This is a genomic window from Agromyces sp. Leaf222 (assembly GCF_001421565.1).
Lineage (GTDB): Bacteria > Actinomycetota > Actinomycetes > Actinomycetales > Microbacteriaceae > Agromyces.
In genome coordinates this window covers 468,041-485,296 of sequence record NZ_LMKQ01000002.1, presented here as the reverse complement: position 1 = coordinate 485,296, position 17,256 = coordinate 468,041, and the positions used below count along the sequence as shown (strand labels likewise).

The 17,256-nt window shown below is 71.2% G+C and carries 16 protein-coding genes, 3 tRNA genes and 1 pseudogene; 14 read left to right on the top strand and 6 right to left on the bottom strand.

The window, feature by feature from the left end; all coding sequences use genetic code 11:
* Positions 1-4: 4 nt before the first annotated feature.
* The 4 genes from ASE68_RS17065 to ASE68_RS17050 all read left to right on the top strand — a co-directional run bounded on the left by ASE68_RS17065 (position 5) and on the right by ASE68_RS17050 (position 685).
* Positions 5-77 (top strand) — tRNA-Glu (locus ASE68_RS17065).
* Positions 78-160: 83 nt separating this feature from the next.
* A tRNA-Asp gene (locus ASE68_RS17060) sits at positions 161-234 on the top strand.
* A gap of 71 nt (positions 235-305) precedes the next feature.
* A tRNA-Phe gene (locus tag ASE68_RS17055) sits at positions 306-381 on the top strand.
* 100 nt (positions 382-481) lie between these two features.
* Positions 482-685: a hypothetical protein gene (locus ASE68_RS17050; protein ID WP_055862390.1), complete on the top strand. Its 204-nt coding sequence runs from the start codon at positions 482-484 to the stop codon at positions 683-685.
* A 102-nt stretch (positions 686-787) separates the two neighbouring features.
* Here ASE68_RS17050 and ASE68_RS17045 read toward each other — a convergent pair whose 3' ends face one another.
* Positions 788-2,239, bottom strand: coding sequence for an MATE family efflux transporter (locus ASE68_RS17045; protein ID WP_055862388.1), 1,452 nt, complete (start codon positions 2,237-2,239; stop codon positions 788-790).
* Positions 2,240-2,350: 111 nt separating this feature from the next.
* On the bottom strand, positions 2,351-2,797 hold the full coding sequence (locus ASE68_RS17040; RefSeq protein ID WP_055862386.1) for a MarR family winged helix-turn-helix transcriptional regulator: 447 nt from the start codon (positions 2,795-2,797) through the stop codon (positions 2,351-2,353).
* A gap of 125 nt (positions 2,798-2,922) precedes the next feature.
* On the opposite strand from ASE68_RS17040, the gene nhaA reads away from it, so the two are divergent.
* Both nhaA and ASE68_RS17025 read left to right on the top strand, forming a co-directional pair.
* A complete protein-coding gene (nhaA, locus tag ASE68_RS17035) occupies positions 2,923-4,806 on the top strand; it encodes a Na+/H+ antiporter NhaA (RefSeq protein WP_055862383.1) in 1,884 nt (627 codons plus the stop codon).
* Positions 4,807-5,360: 554 nt separating this feature from the next.
* On the top strand, positions 5,361-5,783 hold the full coding sequence (locus ASE68_RS17025) for a hypothetical protein (protein ID WP_055862378.1): 423 nt from the start codon (positions 5,361-5,363) through the stop codon (positions 5,781-5,783).
* 5 nt (positions 5,784-5,788) lie between these two features.
* Here ASE68_RS17025 and ASE68_RS17020 read toward each other — a convergent pair whose 3' ends face one another.
* Positions 5,789-6,652 carry a CPBP family intramembrane glutamic endopeptidase gene (locus tag ASE68_RS17020; RefSeq protein WP_055862376.1) on the bottom strand — a complete coding sequence of 288 codons (864 nt, stop codon included), beginning with the start codon at positions 6,650-6,652 and terminating at the stop codon, positions 5,789-5,791.
* A 215-nt stretch (positions 6,653-6,867) separates the two neighbouring features.
* Here ASE68_RS17020 and ASE68_RS17015 point away from each other — a divergent pair, with 215 nt between their 5' ends.
* The 6 genes and pseudogenes from ASE68_RS17015 (at position 6,868) to ASE68_RS16990 (ending at position 11,871) form a co-directional block, all read left to right on the top strand.
* Positions 6,868-7,203 (top strand): DUF3467 domain-containing protein, encoded by a 336-nt coding sequence (locus ASE68_RS17015; protein ID WP_055862374.1) that lies wholly within the window; start codon positions 6,868-6,870, stop codon positions 7,201-7,203.
* 179 nt (positions 7,204-7,382) lie between these two features.
* The gene (locus ASE68_RS17010; protein ID WP_055862372.1) at positions 7,383-8,216 is read left to right on the top strand and encodes an alpha/beta fold hydrolase; all 834 of its coding nucleotides are present in this window, start codon (positions 7,383-7,385) and stop codon (positions 8,214-8,216) included.
* A gap of 133 nt (positions 8,217-8,349) precedes the next feature.
* Complete coding sequence (locus tag ASE68_RS17005; RefSeq protein ID WP_055862370.1) at positions 8,350-8,610, top strand: hypothetical protein; 261 nt, start codon at positions 8,350-8,352, stop codon at positions 8,608-8,610.
* Positions 8,611-8,740: 130 nt separating this feature from the next.
* Positions 8,741-9,958, top strand: a pseudogene (lhgO, locus tag ASE68_RS17000) (L-2-hydroxyglutarate oxidase); the annotation flags it as partial.
* Positions 9,959-9,962: 4 nt separating this feature from the next.
* Positions 9,963-11,294 (top strand): MFS transporter, encoded by a 1,332-nt coding sequence (locus ASE68_RS16995; RefSeq protein ID WP_055862366.1) that lies wholly within the window; start codon positions 9,963-9,965, stop codon positions 11,292-11,294.
* 157 nt (positions 11,295-11,451) lie between these two features.
* Complete coding sequence (locus tag ASE68_RS16990; RefSeq protein WP_369800094.1) at positions 11,452-11,871, top strand: ATP-dependent DNA ligase; 420 nt, start codon at positions 11,452-11,454, stop codon at positions 11,869-11,871.
* Positions 11,872-11,927: 56 nt separating this feature from the next.
* Here the strand turns inward: ASE68_RS16990 and ASE68_RS16985 are convergent, their stop codons facing one another.
* Positions 11,928-12,941, bottom strand: a complete 1,014-nt coding sequence (locus ASE68_RS16985) for a PHP domain-containing protein (RefSeq protein WP_055862365.1) — start codon at positions 12,939-12,941, stop codon at positions 11,928-11,930.
* Positions 12,942-12,973: 32 nt separating this feature from the next.
* Entirely contained in the window at positions 12,974-14,017 is a 1,044-nt protein-coding gene (locus tag ASE68_RS16980) for a zinc-dependent alcohol dehydrogenase family protein (protein ID WP_055862363.1), read from the bottom strand.
* A 268-nt stretch (positions 14,018-14,285) separates the two neighbouring features.
* On the opposite strand from ASE68_RS16980, the gene ASE68_RS16975 reads away from it, so the two are divergent.
* Both ASE68_RS16975 and ASE68_RS16970 read left to right on the top strand, forming a co-directional pair.
* Positions 14,286-15,347: an EamA family transporter gene (locus tag ASE68_RS16975; RefSeq protein ID WP_082462445.1), complete on the top strand. Its 1,062-nt coding sequence runs from the start codon at positions 14,286-14,288 to the stop codon at positions 15,345-15,347.
* On the top strand, positions 15,248-15,943 hold the full coding sequence (locus ASE68_RS16970) for an alpha/beta fold hydrolase (RefSeq protein ID WP_055862361.1): 696 nt from the start codon (positions 15,248-15,250) through the stop codon (positions 15,941-15,943). Before ASE68_RS16975 ends, ASE68_RS16970 begins: the two co-directional genes overlap by 100 nt.
* Before the next feature lie 343 nt (positions 15,944-16,286).
* Here ASE68_RS16970 and ASE68_RS16965 read toward each other — a convergent pair whose 3' ends face one another.
* Positions 16,287-17,165, bottom strand: coding sequence for a neutral zinc metallopeptidase (locus ASE68_RS16965; RefSeq protein WP_055862359.1), 879 nt, complete (start codon positions 17,163-17,165; stop codon positions 16,287-16,289).
* Positions 17,166-17,256: the final 91 nt, after the last annotated feature.

Below are 17,256 nucleotides of genomic sequence, written 5' to 3'. Positions count from 1 at the left end.
CTCCGGCCCCATCGTTTAGTGGCCTAGGACACCGCCCTTTCACGGCGGCAGCACGGGTTCGAATCCCGTTGGGGTCACTCACGAAGGTCACGTTCTGAAGGTCAAAAGCACTCAGAACATCACGTACAATTGAATAGCTTCACGTGCGAAAGCACATCGAGGCCCTGTAGCGCAGTTGGTTAGCGTGCCGCCCTGTCACGGCGGAGGTCGCGGGTTCAAGTCCCGTCAGGGTCGCTCAGGCGACAAGCCCTTTCCCTTACGAGAGAAGGGGCTTTTCTCCTTACTCGAGGCGATTCGTCCCTCGAGGCTCTGTAGCTCAGTTGGTAGAGCGCACGACTGAAAATCGTGAGGTCACGGGATCGACGCCCGTCGGAGCCACCACCAGCCCCGCCCGACTCCGGTCGCGCGGGGCTTTCGTGTTTCCGGCTCGACGGCCGCACGTCGTCGAGCGTCACCGCCGGTTCGATCCGAAAGGCGCCCCATGCTCGAGCTCATCCTCCGTGGCGGCGCAGCGGTCGGCGAACTCGTGCTCGGGCTCGTGCTCGACCGTCGGGCGTTGCGCGAACGCGGTCGCCGCGCAGCCGAGCGCGGCGAGACCGGCGAGCGCGGTGATGCGGCCGAGCGCCCCGAGCGCGGCGATACCGCCGACGAACCTCGAGACCAGGAGCGCCCGACCGCGTCGTGAACGCGGTCGCGGCCCGTACCCGCTCGTGCAGGTGCCGGGCCATGGAGCGCTCGCGTGCGCGACGGCCCGCAGCGCTCAAGCGCGCCGCGGGCCCCGCATGGCTCAGGCGGCGGACGGCTGGAGCACCGCGTCGCCGCCGCTGACGGCTTCGGCGAGTCCGCGCTCGATCGCTCGACGCGAGGCGAGCCACATGACGATGCCGACCACCAGCACGATGCCCTCGGAGATCGTCAGCGACCAGATGATGCCGGCCAGCCCGAACCAGAGGTTGCCGAGGATGACGATCGGAATGAAGAGCACGCCCTGAGCCAGGCCCATGACGATCGCCGCACTCGCCCGTCCGGTCGCCTGGAAGAACGACGTGATGAGGCCGGCGAAGCCGTTCGCGACCATCGCCACGAGCTGAGCCGTGAGGATCGTGGCGCCGATCGCGAGCACCGATCGGTCGGCGACGAACATCGAGAACACCTGCTCGCTGAACGCGATCAGCGTCGTCGCCGAGACGAGCACGATGCCGCCGACCGTGATCGCCGAGACCCGCAGCGCCGACCTGAGACGGGCGCGGTCGCCCTTGCCGTACGCGTAGGCGAGCAGCGGCAGCACGCCGAGCGTGACGCCCATGACGAGGAACTCCGGCACCTGCGCGATGCGCACGGCGACGCCCATGGCCGCGAGCGCGGTGTCGCCGTAGGCGACGGCGAGGTTGTTGAGCACGAGCGCGGTGACGATGAGGAAGCCGGACTGCAGCAGCTCGCCGACCCCGACCCCGAAGACCGGCTTCAGCACGGCAGGCGAGAGCGTGAACCACCGGGGCGCGAGGCTCAGGTGGGCGCTGCGGCGGCGCAGCCAGATGGCGAAGTAGGCGACGACGCCGAGGTTCGACAGCCCCATCGCGAGGGCGGCACCCGCCACGCCCCACGGCAGCACGAGGATGAACAGGATGTCGAACACGATGTTCGCGACCGTCGAGGCGATGAGCGCGATCATGACCTGGCGCGCGGCGCCCTCGGCCCTCACGAGCTGCTCGAGGCAGAAGGCCGCGGCGAGCACCGGGACGAACGCGAGCATGACCCCGACGAACGAGCTGGTCGCGGGCACCGCGGCGGCATCCGCACCGAGCAGTGAGACGAGCGGATGCAGGAGCAGCAGCCCGAGACCGCCGAGCACGGCGCCCGTGATGACGGAGCCCCACAGCGCGAACGACGAGACGTGCTTGATCTCGCCGGCCTTCGCGGGGTCGTGCTCCGCAGCGCCGAGCAGGCGGGAGATGAGCGCGCCACCGCCGACGCCGAACACGCCGCCGACGCCCATGACCAGGCCGAGCAGCGGGGCCGCGAACGTGATCGCGGCGAGCAGGGTGGCGTCGTGCAGCGAGCCGATGAAGCCCGCGTTGATGACGTTGTAGACGGCGCCGACGATCATCGCGGCGGCCATCGGCACGCAGAGGTGCACGAGGGCGCGCACGATGGGCGCCGAGGCGAGGTACCAGCGGTCGGTGCCGGCTTCGGGGGTTTCGACGTGGATTTCAGATGATTCGAGGTTCGTGGTGCTCATGGCTGCTCCCTTCCGGGCAGGCTGGAGCGCGCGCCGACGAGCGCCGGCACGGCGAGGAGAAGAGGGAGTGGGTGCGCGGGCGAGCCGGATCGACTCGGGCGCGCTCCCGGTCTAGGACCGGGTGGGTTGCGGCAGGTGCGCGGTGACTTTCTGGAGGAGGGCGATGAGTTCGCCCCGCTCGGTCGCGCTCAGCGGCGCGAGGATCGTGTCGTCGGCGGCGGCCATGGCCGTCTCGAACCCGGCGATGAGCTCGGCGCCGGCCTCGGTGGCGTAGACGCGCTTGCTGCGCTCGTTGCCGGCGTCGGTGCGCCGCTCGACGAGGCCGCGGCGCTCGAGGCCCTGCAGGAGACTCGTGACGCTCGCCGCACTCGTGCGGGTGATCTGCGCGATGTCGCGCTGGATCGCACCGGGGTTCTGCACGAGGTAGCCGAGCACGAAGCTCTGCGCGTGACTGAGTTCGCGCTCGCGGATCCAGTCTTCGCCGGCCTTCATCTGCGCCCAGCCGATCCAACGGACCAGCTCGAGCGCGCTGGCGGGTCGGTTCTCCTGTGCTTCCATATTCAGAACTCTAATCATTAGAACTCTAACTGTCAACTCTCGAACTGATTTCGAGCGGATGTCGCGGCCGTGACGTGACACCCGGATCGCTTGTCGCCCATCCGGGTGTCGGCGAGAATACGTCGATGACCAACGTCACGATCGGCCGCTCCTCCGAGCCAGCCCGCGCCACGGGGCGCCGGGGTCAGCGATCGCGGAGGTCGATCGCCGAGAAGGTCCGCGCGGTCGGGCAGAACCGCATCGGCGCGCTGCTCCTGCTGCTGGCCACGGTCGTTGCGATCGTCTGGGCCAACGTGTCGTTCGGCTCGTACGAGAGCTTCTGGGAGACGCACCTGTCGGTCGGCGTCGGCGACCTCACCCTCGACTTCACGTTGCACGCCGTCGTGAACGACGCGCTGATGGCGATCTTCTTCTTCACCGTGGGGCTCGAGGTGCGCCGCGAGTTCGCGATCGGCGAGCTCACGAGCTGGTCGCGCGCGATCGTGCCGGTGGTCGCGGCGATCGCCGGGCTCGTGGTTCCGGCGGTGCTGTTCGTGCTCATCGCCGCCGGCTCAGGCGAGGAGCACGCCTGGGGCGTCGTGATCTCGACCGACACCGCGTTCCTCGTGGGGGCGCTCGCCCTCATCGGCCCACGGGTACCGGGGCGATTGCGGGTGTTCCTCCTCGCCCTCGCGGTGGTCGACGATATCGGCGCCCTCAGCATCATCGCCCTCGTCTACACCGAGGACTTCAACCCGATGCCGCTCCTGATCGCCGCAGTCGGGCTGGCCGGCGTGTACTTCACGCGCTACCTGCGCGGCGGTCGCGGTCCCGTCTACGCGACGCTGTCGATCATCGTCTGGATGGCGTTCCTGGCGTCGGGCGTGCACCCGACGCTCGCGGGCGTCGCGATCGCCCTGCTCGTGCCCGTGTACCGGCCCAACCGCCGCGACGTCGAGCATGCGCTCGACCTGGCGCGCACGTTCCGGCAGTCGCCGAACACCGAGTACGCCCGGGCCGCGGCGAACAGCCTGCGCGAGTCCATCTCGATCAACGAACGACTCCAGTCCGCGTACGCGCCGTACGTCGCCTACGTGATCCTTCCGTTGTTCGCGCTCGCCAACGCCGGCGTGCAACTCTCCCCCGAGATCCTGGCGGATGCGCTCGGCTCCTCGATCACGTGGGGCATCGTCATCGGCCTGGTGCTCGGCAAGCTCATCGGCGTGTTCGGGTCGACCGCGCTGCTCCGAGTCCTCAAGCTCGGCGAGTTCGGCCCCGGCCTCACCCTCGACCGGATCCTCGGCGGCGCTGCGCTCTGCGGCATCGGATTCACGATCTCGCTCTTCATCGTCGACCTCGCGATCACCGACGAGGCCGCACAGAACGAGGCCAGGGTCGGCGTGCTGGCGGCATCCGTCATCGCCTTCGTGCTCGCGACCGTCATCTTCAGGATCTCGGATGCCGCGCGCCCCGACGAGGACAGCGGCCAGACCCTCGCGCGCCCCATCGACCCCGCCCGCGATCACGTGTTCGGCCTGGCCGACGCGCCCTACACGATCGTCGAGTACGGCGACTTCCAGTGCCCGTTCTGCCTCAAGGCGTCAGGGTCGATCCAGGAGGTCAAGTCCGAGCTCGGCGACCGGCTGCGCTACGTGTGGCGGCACGCACCGCTCGAGCAGGTGCATCCGAACGCACTCGCGGGCGCCGAGGCCTCGGAGGCCGCGTCGCTGCAGGGCAAGTTCTTCGAGTTCGAACGCGGACTCTTCGCCGACCAGGAGAACCAACGGCCCACCGACATCGTGCGACTGGCGGGCGAGCTCGGACTCGACGTCGAGAAGTTCGAGCGCGACCTCACCTCGTCGAAGGTCACCGGGCGGGTGCGCGACGACATGCTCGACGCCGAGGCGATGGGCATCACCTCGGTGCCGACGCTCTTCATCAACGGTCGCCGGCACACCGGGCCGTACGACGCCCAGTCGCTGATCCGCGCGCTCGCCGCCACGGATCAGGTCGAGGCGCCCGCGCCGTAGCGGTCCACGCGACGCGGGATCGCACGGGCCCGCTGCGCGCCCCGGTGCTCGTTGGATGGCGAACGCCGCCGCGTCCGAACCTCCGACGTGCACTCGAAGATCGTTAGGATCATCGGACGGCCGCCGCCGTCTCCGACCCACCCGGAATGGATCGATGCCCGACCTCGAACTCGACCGCGCGACACTCGAACAGCTCGCGCGTCTCATCCGAGACGCAGCAGACCTGCTCGATTCGGTCGACGGCGCGGCCTACCCGGGCGACATCGGCCTCGCCGCGGCATCCGTCGATGAATCGCTCGTGGATGCCGCGTTCCGTCAGGTGCGGCGCAGCGAGGCAATCTCGCGCTCATCAACCTCGACTTCGTCGACGAGGTCGTGTCCGACCGGCTCGTCATCGCTCCCGGCGCACCGACGTCCGCTCCGAACGAACGGCCCGTACTATGACCCGAGCACCTCATCCGCGGAGCTCCCGGCTCGCCAGGGCCGGGTGCGCCGCGGCTGCGACGATGCTCGTCGTCGCGCTCTGCGGCTGCACGACAGGAGAAGGATCGACGATGGACCCGCTGACCGCACGCGATGAGCTCTCGGCGCTCTTCGACCAGACCCAGGACCTCATCGACGGCGACTGGGCGAACGAGGATCAGGTCGTGCCGCTGAGCTGCACGACGCGCGAGGGCGTCGACGGGGTCCAGTTCGAGCTGCAACGCACCGGACCGGGTACCGACGACGCCGACGCCGACGCCGCCCGAGTCGCCGACCTCTGGAAGGCGAACGGCTACGAGATCCTGCGCACCGGCGAGGCCGGCGCCTTCGGATTCGAGGTCGCCGCCGAGAACGCACGCCGGTCGAGCATCGTCTTCACGACGACCGAGGACGCGAGCATCGTGACCGGCGGCTCGGGTTGCGAACCCGGCGACGTCGCGGATCCGACGTATTCGCCGTGGCTCACCGACTCACCGTCGGAGCCGAAGGACTGAACGGGTCACCTCTCGGTGCTCGCGGGGATGTCGGCCGCGGCGAACGTGCCCTCGGGCAGGCCGTAGGCGTCCTTCGTGACCCGGCCGCGGATGAAGAACACGAGCACGAGGCCGGTGAAGATCACCACGACGTTGCCGAACCCGCCGAACGTCGCGAGCGCGCCGCCGGTCGAGTACTCGGTCGAGAGGAAGATCGTGGGGTCGGTCGAGGCGTGCAGCAGGATCGGGGCGACCAGCGTGCCCGTGACCCGCAGCGCGAGGTACATGCAGATGCCGAAGAAGAACGTGTAACCCACCTGGAAGAGGGTGGCTGGCAGCCCCTGCGTCGTCGTGAAGACGTTGCCGAGGTGCATGAGCGCGAAGAGACCCGCCGAGGCCAGCGCCACGAGTATCTCGCGGTGGCCTGCACGACGCATGAGGTTCACGACGAACCCCCGTGTCACGACCTCCTCGGCGAAGCCGATGAACAGCCCGGCCAGCAGCCAGGTGGCGACGACCTCGAAGCCGGCCTTGCCGTAGTCGATCGTCAGCAGGTGCAGGACGTTGAACACCAGGACCACGGCGACGGCGATCCACATCCACCACGATCCGCGGATCGGCTGGCGGCCGAAGAGCTCCTTCAGCCACCCGATCGAGACGGCGAACACCACGAGCACGATGCACGCGAGGAGGATCGGCAGCGCCGTCGTGAAGAAGATGTAGGACGCCGTTCCCTCTTCGCCGAAGTAGTCGCTGAACAGCGGCGCGACGATGAAGTTGCCGAGCGCGAGGTAGACCCCGTAGTAGACGGCGACGAAGAGCAGCGCCTTCCACCAGCCGCCACGATCCCAGAACCGCTTCCATCCCGACTTCGCCACGGCTTCGCCCATGTCTCCGACCCCTCATCTGTGTTCTCGAACTGCACGGCCGCGACGATGCCGCCTCGTTTCGACCTTAGCTGTGGACGTCGGATCAGCGCACGTGCGCTGGGGGCGAACGCCCGCGAGCCGTCGGCGGTGCGCGTGTAGCTTCGAGAGGACCGGCGCCGAACGGCTTCCGGTGTGATCCGGCATCCGGGACCCGGGGCCGCGAGCGAGGGAGCACCGTGAGCGACGACCATCTTCCGCGTCGATTCCAGATCGACCTGCCGTCCGACCGCGCGCAGGGCGTGTTCGCCGACTTCGCGCGCGTCTGGCACACGCCGAACGTGTTCGTGATCGACTACGTCGCCCTCACCCAGCCGCCGTCGACCGTCGAGGACCCCGACGGCACGCGTGCGGTCGCCGTGCCGGGCCAGGTCGTGAGCCGCATCCGGATTCCACCCGAGCAGGTGTTCGAGCTCGCGAAGGCGCTCACCCAGCAGCTCGAGGCATGGGAACAGGAGACCGGGCGCAAGCCGCCCGAGCGGCCGCTCTTCGGCAGCGGGCACTCGGCGCCGTAGCCTCGCCGCCCGGTCGCCCGGCCTGCCATCCGGTCATCCGGTGCACCACGGGCGAGCGGATGCCTCGGCGATCCGCCCGCCGATCGCAAGCCCTTGTGCGCCGTCCGGCCGGGTGATGGACTGGCGCCTGTCGCGCCCGACGTCGGCCGCGGCATCCGTCACGAGAACCAGGGGGCCTCATGCCGTTCGTATCCGTCGGAACCGAGAACTCGGCACCGATCGAGCTCTACTACGAAGACCACGGAGCCGGCTCGCCGGTCGTGCTGATCCACGGGTATCCGCTCGATGGCGCGTCGTGGGAGAAACAGGCGAGGGCGCTGCTCGACGCCGGCCATCGCGTGATCACGTACGACCGCCGCGGGTTCGGGGCCTCGAGCAAGCCGACCACCGGATACGACTACGACACGTTCGCGGCCGACCTGAACACGCTGCTCGAGACGCTCGACCTGCAGGAGGTCACGCTCGTCGGGTTCTCGATGGGCACCGGCGAGGTCGGCCGCTACCTCGGCACCTACGGCAGCGGGCGCATCGCGAGGGCGGCGTTCCTCGGCAGCCTCGAACCGTACCTTCGGCAGACCCCCGACAACCCCGCCGGCGCGGCGCCCGACTTCGACGACCTGAAGGCCGCCGCGACCGGCGACCGGTTCGCCTGGTTCACGGGCTTCTTCGAGAACTTCTACAACCTCGACGAGAACCTCGGCACCCGCATCTCCGAGGACGCGGTGCGCGGCAGCTGGCAGGTCGCCGCCGGCGCGTCGTGGTACGCCGCCTCGGCCTGCGTCGACACGTGGCTCACCGACTTCCGTGGCGACGTCGAGAAGATCGACGTGCCCGCGCTCATCCTGCACGGCACGGCCGACCGGATCCTGCCGATCGACGCGACGGCCCGCGAGTTCGCCAAGCGGCTGCCCGACGCGACGGTCGTCGAGATCGAGGGCGCACCGCACGGCCTGCTGTGGACGCACGCCGACGAGGTCAACGCGGCGCTGCTGGAGTTCGTCGGCGGAGCGTGACGTCGGAGCCGGGCCCGGGCCGGACTGGGCGGTCCGGCCCCGGCCCGAGTTCGGCGTCGGGCCGCGGGTTAGGCGACCCGGCCGCATCCGTCAAGGGGTTGGCCGTCTCGCGCGCCCTTGCGAGCATCGAGTCATGAGCAACCACGAGAACGCCGAGCCGACGCCCGTGACGACGCCCGACACGCAGGACTCCCCCGTTCAGGACGGCAGCCTGACGGACGCCGACGGCGACGACCGCCTCGAGGGGATCATCGAGCAGGTGCGCGGCGACACGCTGCTCGGCCATGTCGACGACCTCCGGCAGATGGTGCGCGACCGGCTCGAGCAGGCGGGACTCGGCGCCACGCCGAACGACGTCGATGCGGTGATCTCGGCGGTGCAGTCGACGCCGTAGCCGCCGAGCCTCCCTGCGCCGAAGCCGCTGAGCCTCCTGCGCCGAACCGGCGACCTCCGGCCGAACAGGGCCGAACAGGGGGGCCGACGCACCCGCCCGCCGCGCTCTACACTCGCATCAGGACCGCGGCAGTGAGGAGTCGACGTTGGCGGAGCACATCGGCATCGTCGGCGGTGGCATCGTCGGCATCGCCCTCGCCCGCGCGCTCTCGGGCCGCGGGCACGAGGTGACCGTGCTCGAGAAGGAGCCGCGGCTCGCCCAGCACCAGACCGGCCACAACTCGGGCGTGGTGCACGCCGGGCTCTACTACAAGCCGGGCTCGCTGAAGGCCCGCCTCTGCGCGAGCGGCCGCGTGCTCACGCGCGACTTCTGCGCCGAGAAGGGGTTGCCGTACCGCGAGGTCGGCAAGCTCGTCGTGGCGGTCGACGAGTCGGAGCTCGCCGCACTCGCCGACATCGAGCGCCGGTCGATCGAGAACGGCGTGCCCGACCTCGCCCGCATCGACGACCCGGGTCGCCTTCGCGAGATCGAGCCGCACGTCGCCGGCATCGCCGCCGTGCACTCGCCGCACACCGCCGTGGTCGACTACGCGAGCATCACCGAGGCGATGGCGCAGGACGTGCGCGCCGCAGGCGGCGGCATCCGCCTCGGGCACGAGGTCACCGGCATCCGCCTCGAGCGCGGCAGGGTGCGCGTGACGACACCCGTCTCCGACGACGTGTTCGACCGGCTCATCGTGTGCGCCGGGCTGCAGTCCGACGTCGTCGCGAGGCTCGTGGGCGCCGACCCCTCGCCGAGGATCCTGCCGTTCCGCGGCGAGTACTGGGAGCTCGCGCCCGAGCGCGCCGACCTCGTGAAGGGCATGGTCTACCCGGTGCCCGACCCCCGGTTCCCGTTCCTCGGGGTGCATTTCACGCGCGGCGTCTACGACACCGTGCACGTCGGCCCGAACGCCGTTCCCGCGCTCGCGCGGGAGGGCTACGGCTGGCTCGCCATCTCGCCCAAGGACACCTGGGGCTCGCTGACCTGGCCCGGCGCCGGAGCGCTCGCGAAGCAGCATTGGCGCATGGGCGTCGACGAGATCAGCGCGTCGCTCATCAAGTCGAGGTACTTCGGCAAGGCCCGTCGGTTCATTCCAGAGCTCAAGATGTCCGACCTGGCGCACAAGGGCGCTGCCGGCGTTCGGGCGCAGGCGTGGGGTCGCGGCGGCGAGCTGCTCGACGACTTCGCGGTCGACCAGGTCGGGCCCGTGACGCTCGTGCGCAACGCGCCGTCGCCGGCGGCGACGAGCTCGATGGCGATCGCGGAGTACCTGCTCGAACACCATCTCACCGCGTCGAGCGCGTGAGCCGATGAGCCGACCGGAGGTCGGGACGGCGAGCGTGCTCTGGCGTTTCGCGCCCATGATCTACGGGCCGACCCTGCTGTTCGGGCTCGCCGAGGGCGCGCTGCTGCCGGTGCTCCCCGTGATCGCCACGCGGCTCGGTGCGACCGTGCCGCAGGCCGCCCTGATCGCCGCGGCGATCGTCGTCGCACGCATGATCGGCAACATCCCCGCCGGATGGCTCGTCGACCGCATCGGCGAGCGCTCGACGATGGCCGTCGCGGCGGGTGCGGCCATGGTGGGCGCCGCCGGCATCCTGCTCGCGCCGAACCTCGTGGTGCTCGGCGTCTCGGTGTTCGGCGTCGGCTTCTGCGCGGCGGCCTTCGGCCTCGCCAGGCACGCGTTCATGACGACACGGGCACCGCTGGCCTACCGCGCACGCGCACTGTCGCTGCTCGGCGGGTCGTTCCGCCTGGGCATGTTCGCCGGCCCGTTCGTCGCGGCGGGCCTGCTGACCCTCTTCGACGATCCGCTGGCGACCGCATGGTTCTTCATCGGATGCCTCGTGGCGCTCGTGCTGCTCGTGCTGCTCGGTCGCGACCCCGAGTCCGAGCTCGACGCGCTCGGCATGCTCCCGCATGCGCAGCCGCACACCGCATCCACCCCCGTGTCGGCCACGACGACGCCCGCCGCGGAACGTGAGGGGGTCTTCGCCACGATGTGGCGGTTCCGCGGCATGCTCGCCCGGCTCGGCCTCGCGGCGGCGACGCTCTCGGGCATCCGTCAGGCGCGGATCTACCTGCTCCCGATCTGGGGCGTGTCGATCGCGCTCGATGCCGAGGCGATCTCGCTCGTGGTGGGGGTGACCGGCGCGCTCGAGTTCGCGCTCTTCTACTCGAGCGGCCAGATCATGGACCGGTGGGGGCGCCTCTGGGCGTCGATGCCGTCGATGCTGCTCATGGGCGCCTCGTTCCTCGCGCTCGCGTTCACCCACGACCTGCCCGACGCGGTGACCTGGTTCCTCGTGGCCGCGATCGGCGTCGGCATCGGCAACGGCCTCTCGAGCGGCGTGCTCATGACGCTCGGTGCGGATGTCGCACCGCGGGCGGATCCGGCCGCGTTCCTCGGCTCGTGGCGGCTGCTGACCGACGCCGGCGCCGCGGCGGCCCCGCTGCTCATCGCCGGGGTCTCGGCGGTCGCGTCGCTCTCGATCGCGACCGGGCTGATCGGCGTCATCGGCCTGCTCGGAGCCGTCGGGTTCCAGCGTTCGGTGCCCCGCTACGTGCCGCATCGCCCACGGCACCGGCCCGCCGGAACCACACCGGCCGATCCCGGACGTCCCGACGAGAACGTGGCCTGATCGAGCGCCTGGTCGAGCGCCGGGACGGGCGGCTGTGCAGAACGCACAACCTGCGATCCCGGTTACCGTATGATGCACTTCGCGGGTAGGGCCTGCGAACGCACCCGGGGGTGGGGTTCGAGAACAGGGCGAACGCCTTCGGCCCTCCCCGATCCCGATGTCGTCCGACGTCGTGATCACCCCTGAACCCACCGGAGGCCCCGTGGGCACGCTCGTCTACAACGGCAATGGCAGCATCCCCATCGACGATCGCCTGCTCGCTCACCTGCAGGTCGTGATCATCGACAAGCTGCGCCGTCAGGAGTCCTTCCCCTTCACGTGGCAGCTGGGCGGTCGCGAGACGACCGTCTGGTTCGGCCCCTCGATCGCGCTCGAGTTCGTCTACTCGGGCGGCCGCGCGCCGTCGCTCAACCGCGCATGGCTGCACCAGCTCGCCGAGGCTGCAGCGTCGAACGCCGGGTTGTCGGCGATTCCCGAACCGCTGACGCCATCGGCCCCGGTGCCGACGCCCGACCTCCCGGTGCCCGCGATGGCCCGCTCGCTCGCCTCCGAAGCGCGTACCCGCACGCCCGCCTGACCGCAGGCGCGACCGAGGCCGTTCCGTCGAGCGGATGCCTCAGCGCACCCGATCTCTCAGCGCGCCGCCGCCCAGTCGAGCAGCTGCTCGGCCGGCCAGGTGTTCACGATCCGCTCGGCCGGCACGCCGTTGGCCTCGGCACGGGCGGCTCCGAGCTCGAGGAACGCGAAGTGGCCCGGGGCATGCGCGTCGCTGTCGATCGAGAAGCGGCATCCGGCCTCGAGCGCGAGCGCGATCAGGTCGTCGGGCGGGTCCTGGCGTTCGGGTCGCGAGTTGATCTCGACGGCGACGTCGTGTTCGGCGCAGGCGTCGAACACGGCGTTCGCGTCGAAGGTGGACTGCGGGCGCGTGCCGCGCGAACCCTCGACGAGCCGGCCCGTGCAGTGCCCGAGCACGTTCGTGCGCGGGTTGCGCACCGCGCGCAGCATCCGCTCGGTCAGTTCCCTCGACTCGGTGCGGAGCTTGGAGTGGATGCTCGCGACGACCACGTCGAGCCGGCCGAGCAGCTCTGGCGACTGGTCGAGCGACCCGTCGAGCAGGATGTCGACCTCGATGCCGGACAGCAGGCGGATGTCGCTGTCGGCGTTCAGCCGGTCGAGCACGTCGAGCTGGTCGAGCAGGCGCTCGGCGCTGAGCCCGTTGGCGATGGTGAGGTTCGGCGAGTGGTCGCTGACGACGAGGTACTCGAGCCCGACGAGCTCGGCCGCGCGCGCCATGGTCGAGATCGGCGTCGTGCCGTCGGACCAGTCGGTGTGGCTGTGCAGGTCGCCCTTCAGCTTCGCGCGGAGGCCCGTGGGCGCCGCGCCGGCGGCGGGCCCGCTCTTCTCGCGGAGCGCGATGAGGTAGGCGGGCACCCGGCCATCGACGGCGTCGGCGATGACGGCGAACGTCGTGTCGCCGATGCCCGGGGTGCGCTTCAGGCGTCCGTCGCGCACCCGTTCGGCGAGCTCGGCGGCCGGGAGGTCGCCGATGATGCCGGCGGCCTTGCGGAACGCCTTCGACTTGAACGCCGAGGCCCGGTCGCGTTCCAGCAGGAACGCGATCTCCTCGAGGGCTGCGATCGGATCCATCCGCCCATTCTGGCGCGGGCGGGGCAGCCGGGCTAGAGCTCGACGACCGTCATGCCCGATCCGGCGGCGCCGGCCGTGCCCATCGCGGCGAGCGCGTCGGGCACCTCGTCGAGGCTGATGCGGCGGCCGACGAGCTCGATCGGGCGGAAGAACTCCTCGGCGACGGCGCCGAGCATCGACGGGTACTCGTGCGCGGCCATGCCGTGGCTGCCGAGGATCTCGAGCTCGCCGGCGATCACCGCGTCCATGGGCATCGCGGCGAGCGCGCTCGAGCCGACCATGAGCCCGATCTGCACGTGCCGTCCCCGCTTCTTCAGGCTCTGCACCGAGGCGAACGCCGTCTCGCTGCTGCCGAACGCGTCGACGGAGACGTCGACGCCGCCTCCGGATGCCGCGAGGATGCGCTCTGCGGCACCCTCGCCGCCGCGCACCGGCACGGCGCCGAGCTTCTCGGCCGCGTCGAGTGCGGCATCCGACACGTCGATGCCGTAGACCGTGACGCCCGCGGCGACGGCGATCATGATGGCCGAGAGGCCGACCCCGCCGCATCCGTGCACCGCGATCTGCTCTCCGGGCGCAAGCCTGCTGCGCGAGATGATCGCGCGGTAGGCGGTCGCGAACCGGCAGCCGAGCGACGCCGCCTCGACGAAGCCGAGGGCGTCGGGCAGGCGGATCAGGTTGAGCTCGGCCTCGTCGACGACGACGTACTCGGCGAAGGAGCCCCACCTCGTGAAGCCGGGCTGGGACTGCGCGTCGCAGACCTGCTCGTTGCCGCCGAGGCATTCGGCGCAGCGGCCGCAGGCGCAGATGAAGGGCGCCGTGACGCGGTCGCCGACGCTCCAGCCCGAGTCGGGGTCGATCTCGCTGCCGAGCTCGGCGATCTCGCCGGCGAACTCGTGGCCCGGCACGTGCGGCAGGGCGATGGTGTCGTCGTGGCCCATCCACCCGTGCCAGTCGCTGCGGCAGACGCCGGTGGCGCGCACCCGGATCACCGCGCCGCGGGGCGGGCATTCGGGTTCGGGCACGTCGGCGAGCTCTGGTCGCTCGCCGAACGCGGTGAAGAGCACGGCACGCACGGGGTCCTCCGTTGGGTCGACGGATGTCGCAGCTCGAGTGGGCCGGCCGCGTCGGGTCGGCGGCGCGCAGGGGGACGCATCCGCCGCGCGGCATCGCTGGCGACAGGATGCGAGCCTACCGGGCTGCGCCGCCTCACCGACGCCGGGACTCGCACGGCACGCCTGCGACGACCGGGAACGGACGGGATTCGGCGGTGCGGCCGCCCGGCGCACAGCCCCGTGTCGTCCTCTCGTATCCGCCCGCCGGGAATTGTGGAACAATCACCGCATGCCCTTCGTCGTCGCCGTGCTCCTCGCGTCCGTGTGCTTCGGCACCACGGGCGCCGCGCAGGCGCTGGGCCCCGACGCCGATCCCGTCTCGATCGGCGCGGCGCGCATCCTCATCGGCGGCGGGGCGCTCGCGCTCGTCGCGGCCGTCATGGCCCTGGTCCGGCGCCGGCGGCGTGCGGATGCCGCGGCGCAGGCGACCCCGGCGGCCAGGACGGGCACGCGTTCGACGCACGCGGCCGCGCCGCGGCATCCGCTCGCCGTCGCCCTCGTCGTCGCCGTCGGAGCCCTCGGCGTGCTCGCCTACCAGCCCGCCTTCTTCGCGGGCACCGCGGCCAACGGGGTGGCCGTCGGCACCGTCGTCGCCCTGGGATCGGCGCCCGTGCTCACCGGCGGGCTCGACTGGGTGCTCCGCCGTCGCTTCCCTGGCCGGCGCTGGCTCGTGGCGACCGCGATCGCGACGATCGGCGTCGCCGTGCTCGCCGCGGCCTCCGATCCCTCGCACGCCACGGCGAGCCCGCTCGGCCTGCTCGCCTCGCTCGGGGCGGGTGCGTCGTACGCGGTCTATACGCTCGCCGCCAAGTGGCTGCTCGACCGGGGGTTCACGCCGACCGGCAGCATGGGGGCGCTCTTCGGCACCGCGGCGGTCGTGAGCCTGCCCGTGCTGCTGATGACGGATGCCTCGTGGCTCGCGACCGGGCCCGGGCTCGCGATGGCGCTGTGGCTCGGGCTCGTCGCGACGACGCTCGCCTACGTGCTCTTCGGCGCCGGACTCGCCGGACTCGCCCCTGCGGTGGTCTCGACGCTGACGCTCGCGGAGCCCCTGACCGCCGGGGTCCTCGGCGTCGTCGTGCTCGGCGAGACGCTGGCCCCCGGATCGGTGCTCGGGCTCGCGATCCTCGCCCTCGGCATCGTCGTGCTCGCGTCGGGCGGGTGTCGGAGGGCGGCCGTAGCGTCGAAGCCATGGACATCATCCTCATCCCCGGCTTCTGGCTCGACGCCTCATCGTGGAACGACGTCGTCCCCCTCATCGAAGAGCAGGGGCACCGCACCCACCCGGTGACGCTGCCCGGGCTCGACTCGGTCGACGCCGACCGCTCGGGCATCGGCCTGCGCGAGCACATCGACGCCGTCGTGCGGTTGGTCGACACCTTCGACGGGCCCGTCGTGCTCGTCGGCCACTCGGGCGGCGGTCCGATCGCGCACGGCGTCGCCGACCGGCGGCCCGACCGCATCGCACGCGTGGTCTACGTCGATGCCGGCCCCCTCGCCGACGGGCAGGCCATCAACGACGCGCTCCCCGTCGTCGACGGCGAGATCCCGCTGCCCGCGTGGGACGAGTTCGACGACGCCGACCTCGTCGACCTCGACGAGGACCTGCGCACGATGTTCCGCTCGCGCGCCGTGCCGCAGCCGGCCCGCGTCGCCGCCGACCCGATCGTCCTCGTCGACGAGCGCCGCTACGAGGTGCCCGTCACGATCATCGCGTCGGAGTTCCCCAGCGCCGCACTGCGCGAGTACTTGGCCGCCGACGCGCCGTTCACGCGCGAGCTCGCCCGGGTGCGCGACGTCGACTACCTCGACGTGCCCACCGGTCACTGGCCTCAGTTCACGAAGCCCGTGCAGCTGGGGCAGGCGATCGCCTCGGCGATCCGCTGAGAACGCGGGCCGGGGCGACGTGCTCGATCGGGCCGCCGGGGCGCGAGTACCAGTGGTCCGCTCCGCGGGTGCACGTGCACGCGAGTTCGACGGTCTCCTGAAGACCTGCTGCCTGGAAGAGTTCGCGGTGCGGCACGGTAGGGGTGCTCTGGTGATGCATTCGGGTGTCCCGTCGCTCACGGCACGCCCGCTGCGTGCCCTCACCTGAGAGACGCGCGAGCCGCACGATCATGACGCGGGTGCTGCGACGAATTCGCAACGACACCGTGACCGAGAACGCCGTGCTCGGCGACGCCCGTGCCCAGCGCGGATGCTCGGAGTCGTGCGACGGGCGCCGAACGGCTCAGAGCTGCGAGCCGTCGATGCCGAACGTGTCGCAGGCGGCCGCGCCCTGCTCGTAGCCGGTCGTGAACCAGCTCTGGCGCTGCTCGCTCGTGCCGTGCGTGAAGGTGTGCGGCGTGACCTGCCCCTGCGCGGCCTCCTGGATGCGGTCGTCGCCCACGGCGGCCGCCGCGCTCAGCGCATCCGCGACCTCGGCCGCGGTCGGCGGCACGAGGAACGAGACGCCCTGGTCGTCGGTCGTGTTCGCCGCGTTCGCGACCCACGCCCCCGCGAAGCAGTCGGCCTGCAGCTCGGTGCGCACGCTGTTCGACGTCGGCCCCGTCTGGCCGTCCTGTGCCGCCTCGAGGGTGCCGGCCAGGTTCTGCACGTGGTGCCCCCACTCGTGCGCCACGACGTACATCTGGGCGAGCGGGCCGCCGCTCGAACCGAAGCGGTTCTCGAGCTCGTCGAAGAACGTGACGTCGACGTAGATCGTCTGGTCGGGCGGGCAGTAGAACGGGCCGGTCGCGCTCGTCGCCGAACCGCAGCCGGTGCTCGTGGCCTGGTCGAACTGCACGAAGTCGTTCGGGGCGGTGTACGAGAGGCCGAGCTCCTGCGGCGCCGCCTGCTCCCAGTACGCCTCGAGCGACGCCGACGCCCCCTTCATGCGGCAGTCCACCCGCTCATTGGCCTGCTGGCCGGTGAGGCACTCCTCGATGCTCGAGTCGGGTGCCGTCTCCTCGCCCCCGCCGCCGAGCAGGCCAGTGAGGTCGACGCCGAGCAGCTGCGAGACGACGACGAGCGCGATCACGCCCAAGCCGCCGGCGACCGCGATGCCGGTGTTGCGACCTCGCTTGGAGGCCTTCCCGCCGCTGATGTCGGCGTTCGGGTTGAAGGTCATCCTTCGAAGCTACTCCACGCGGCGACCGGATCCGTCGCCGTCGGCCTCGTCGTCCGCGTCGGTGTCCTCCGGCGCATCCGTGTCGTCTGCG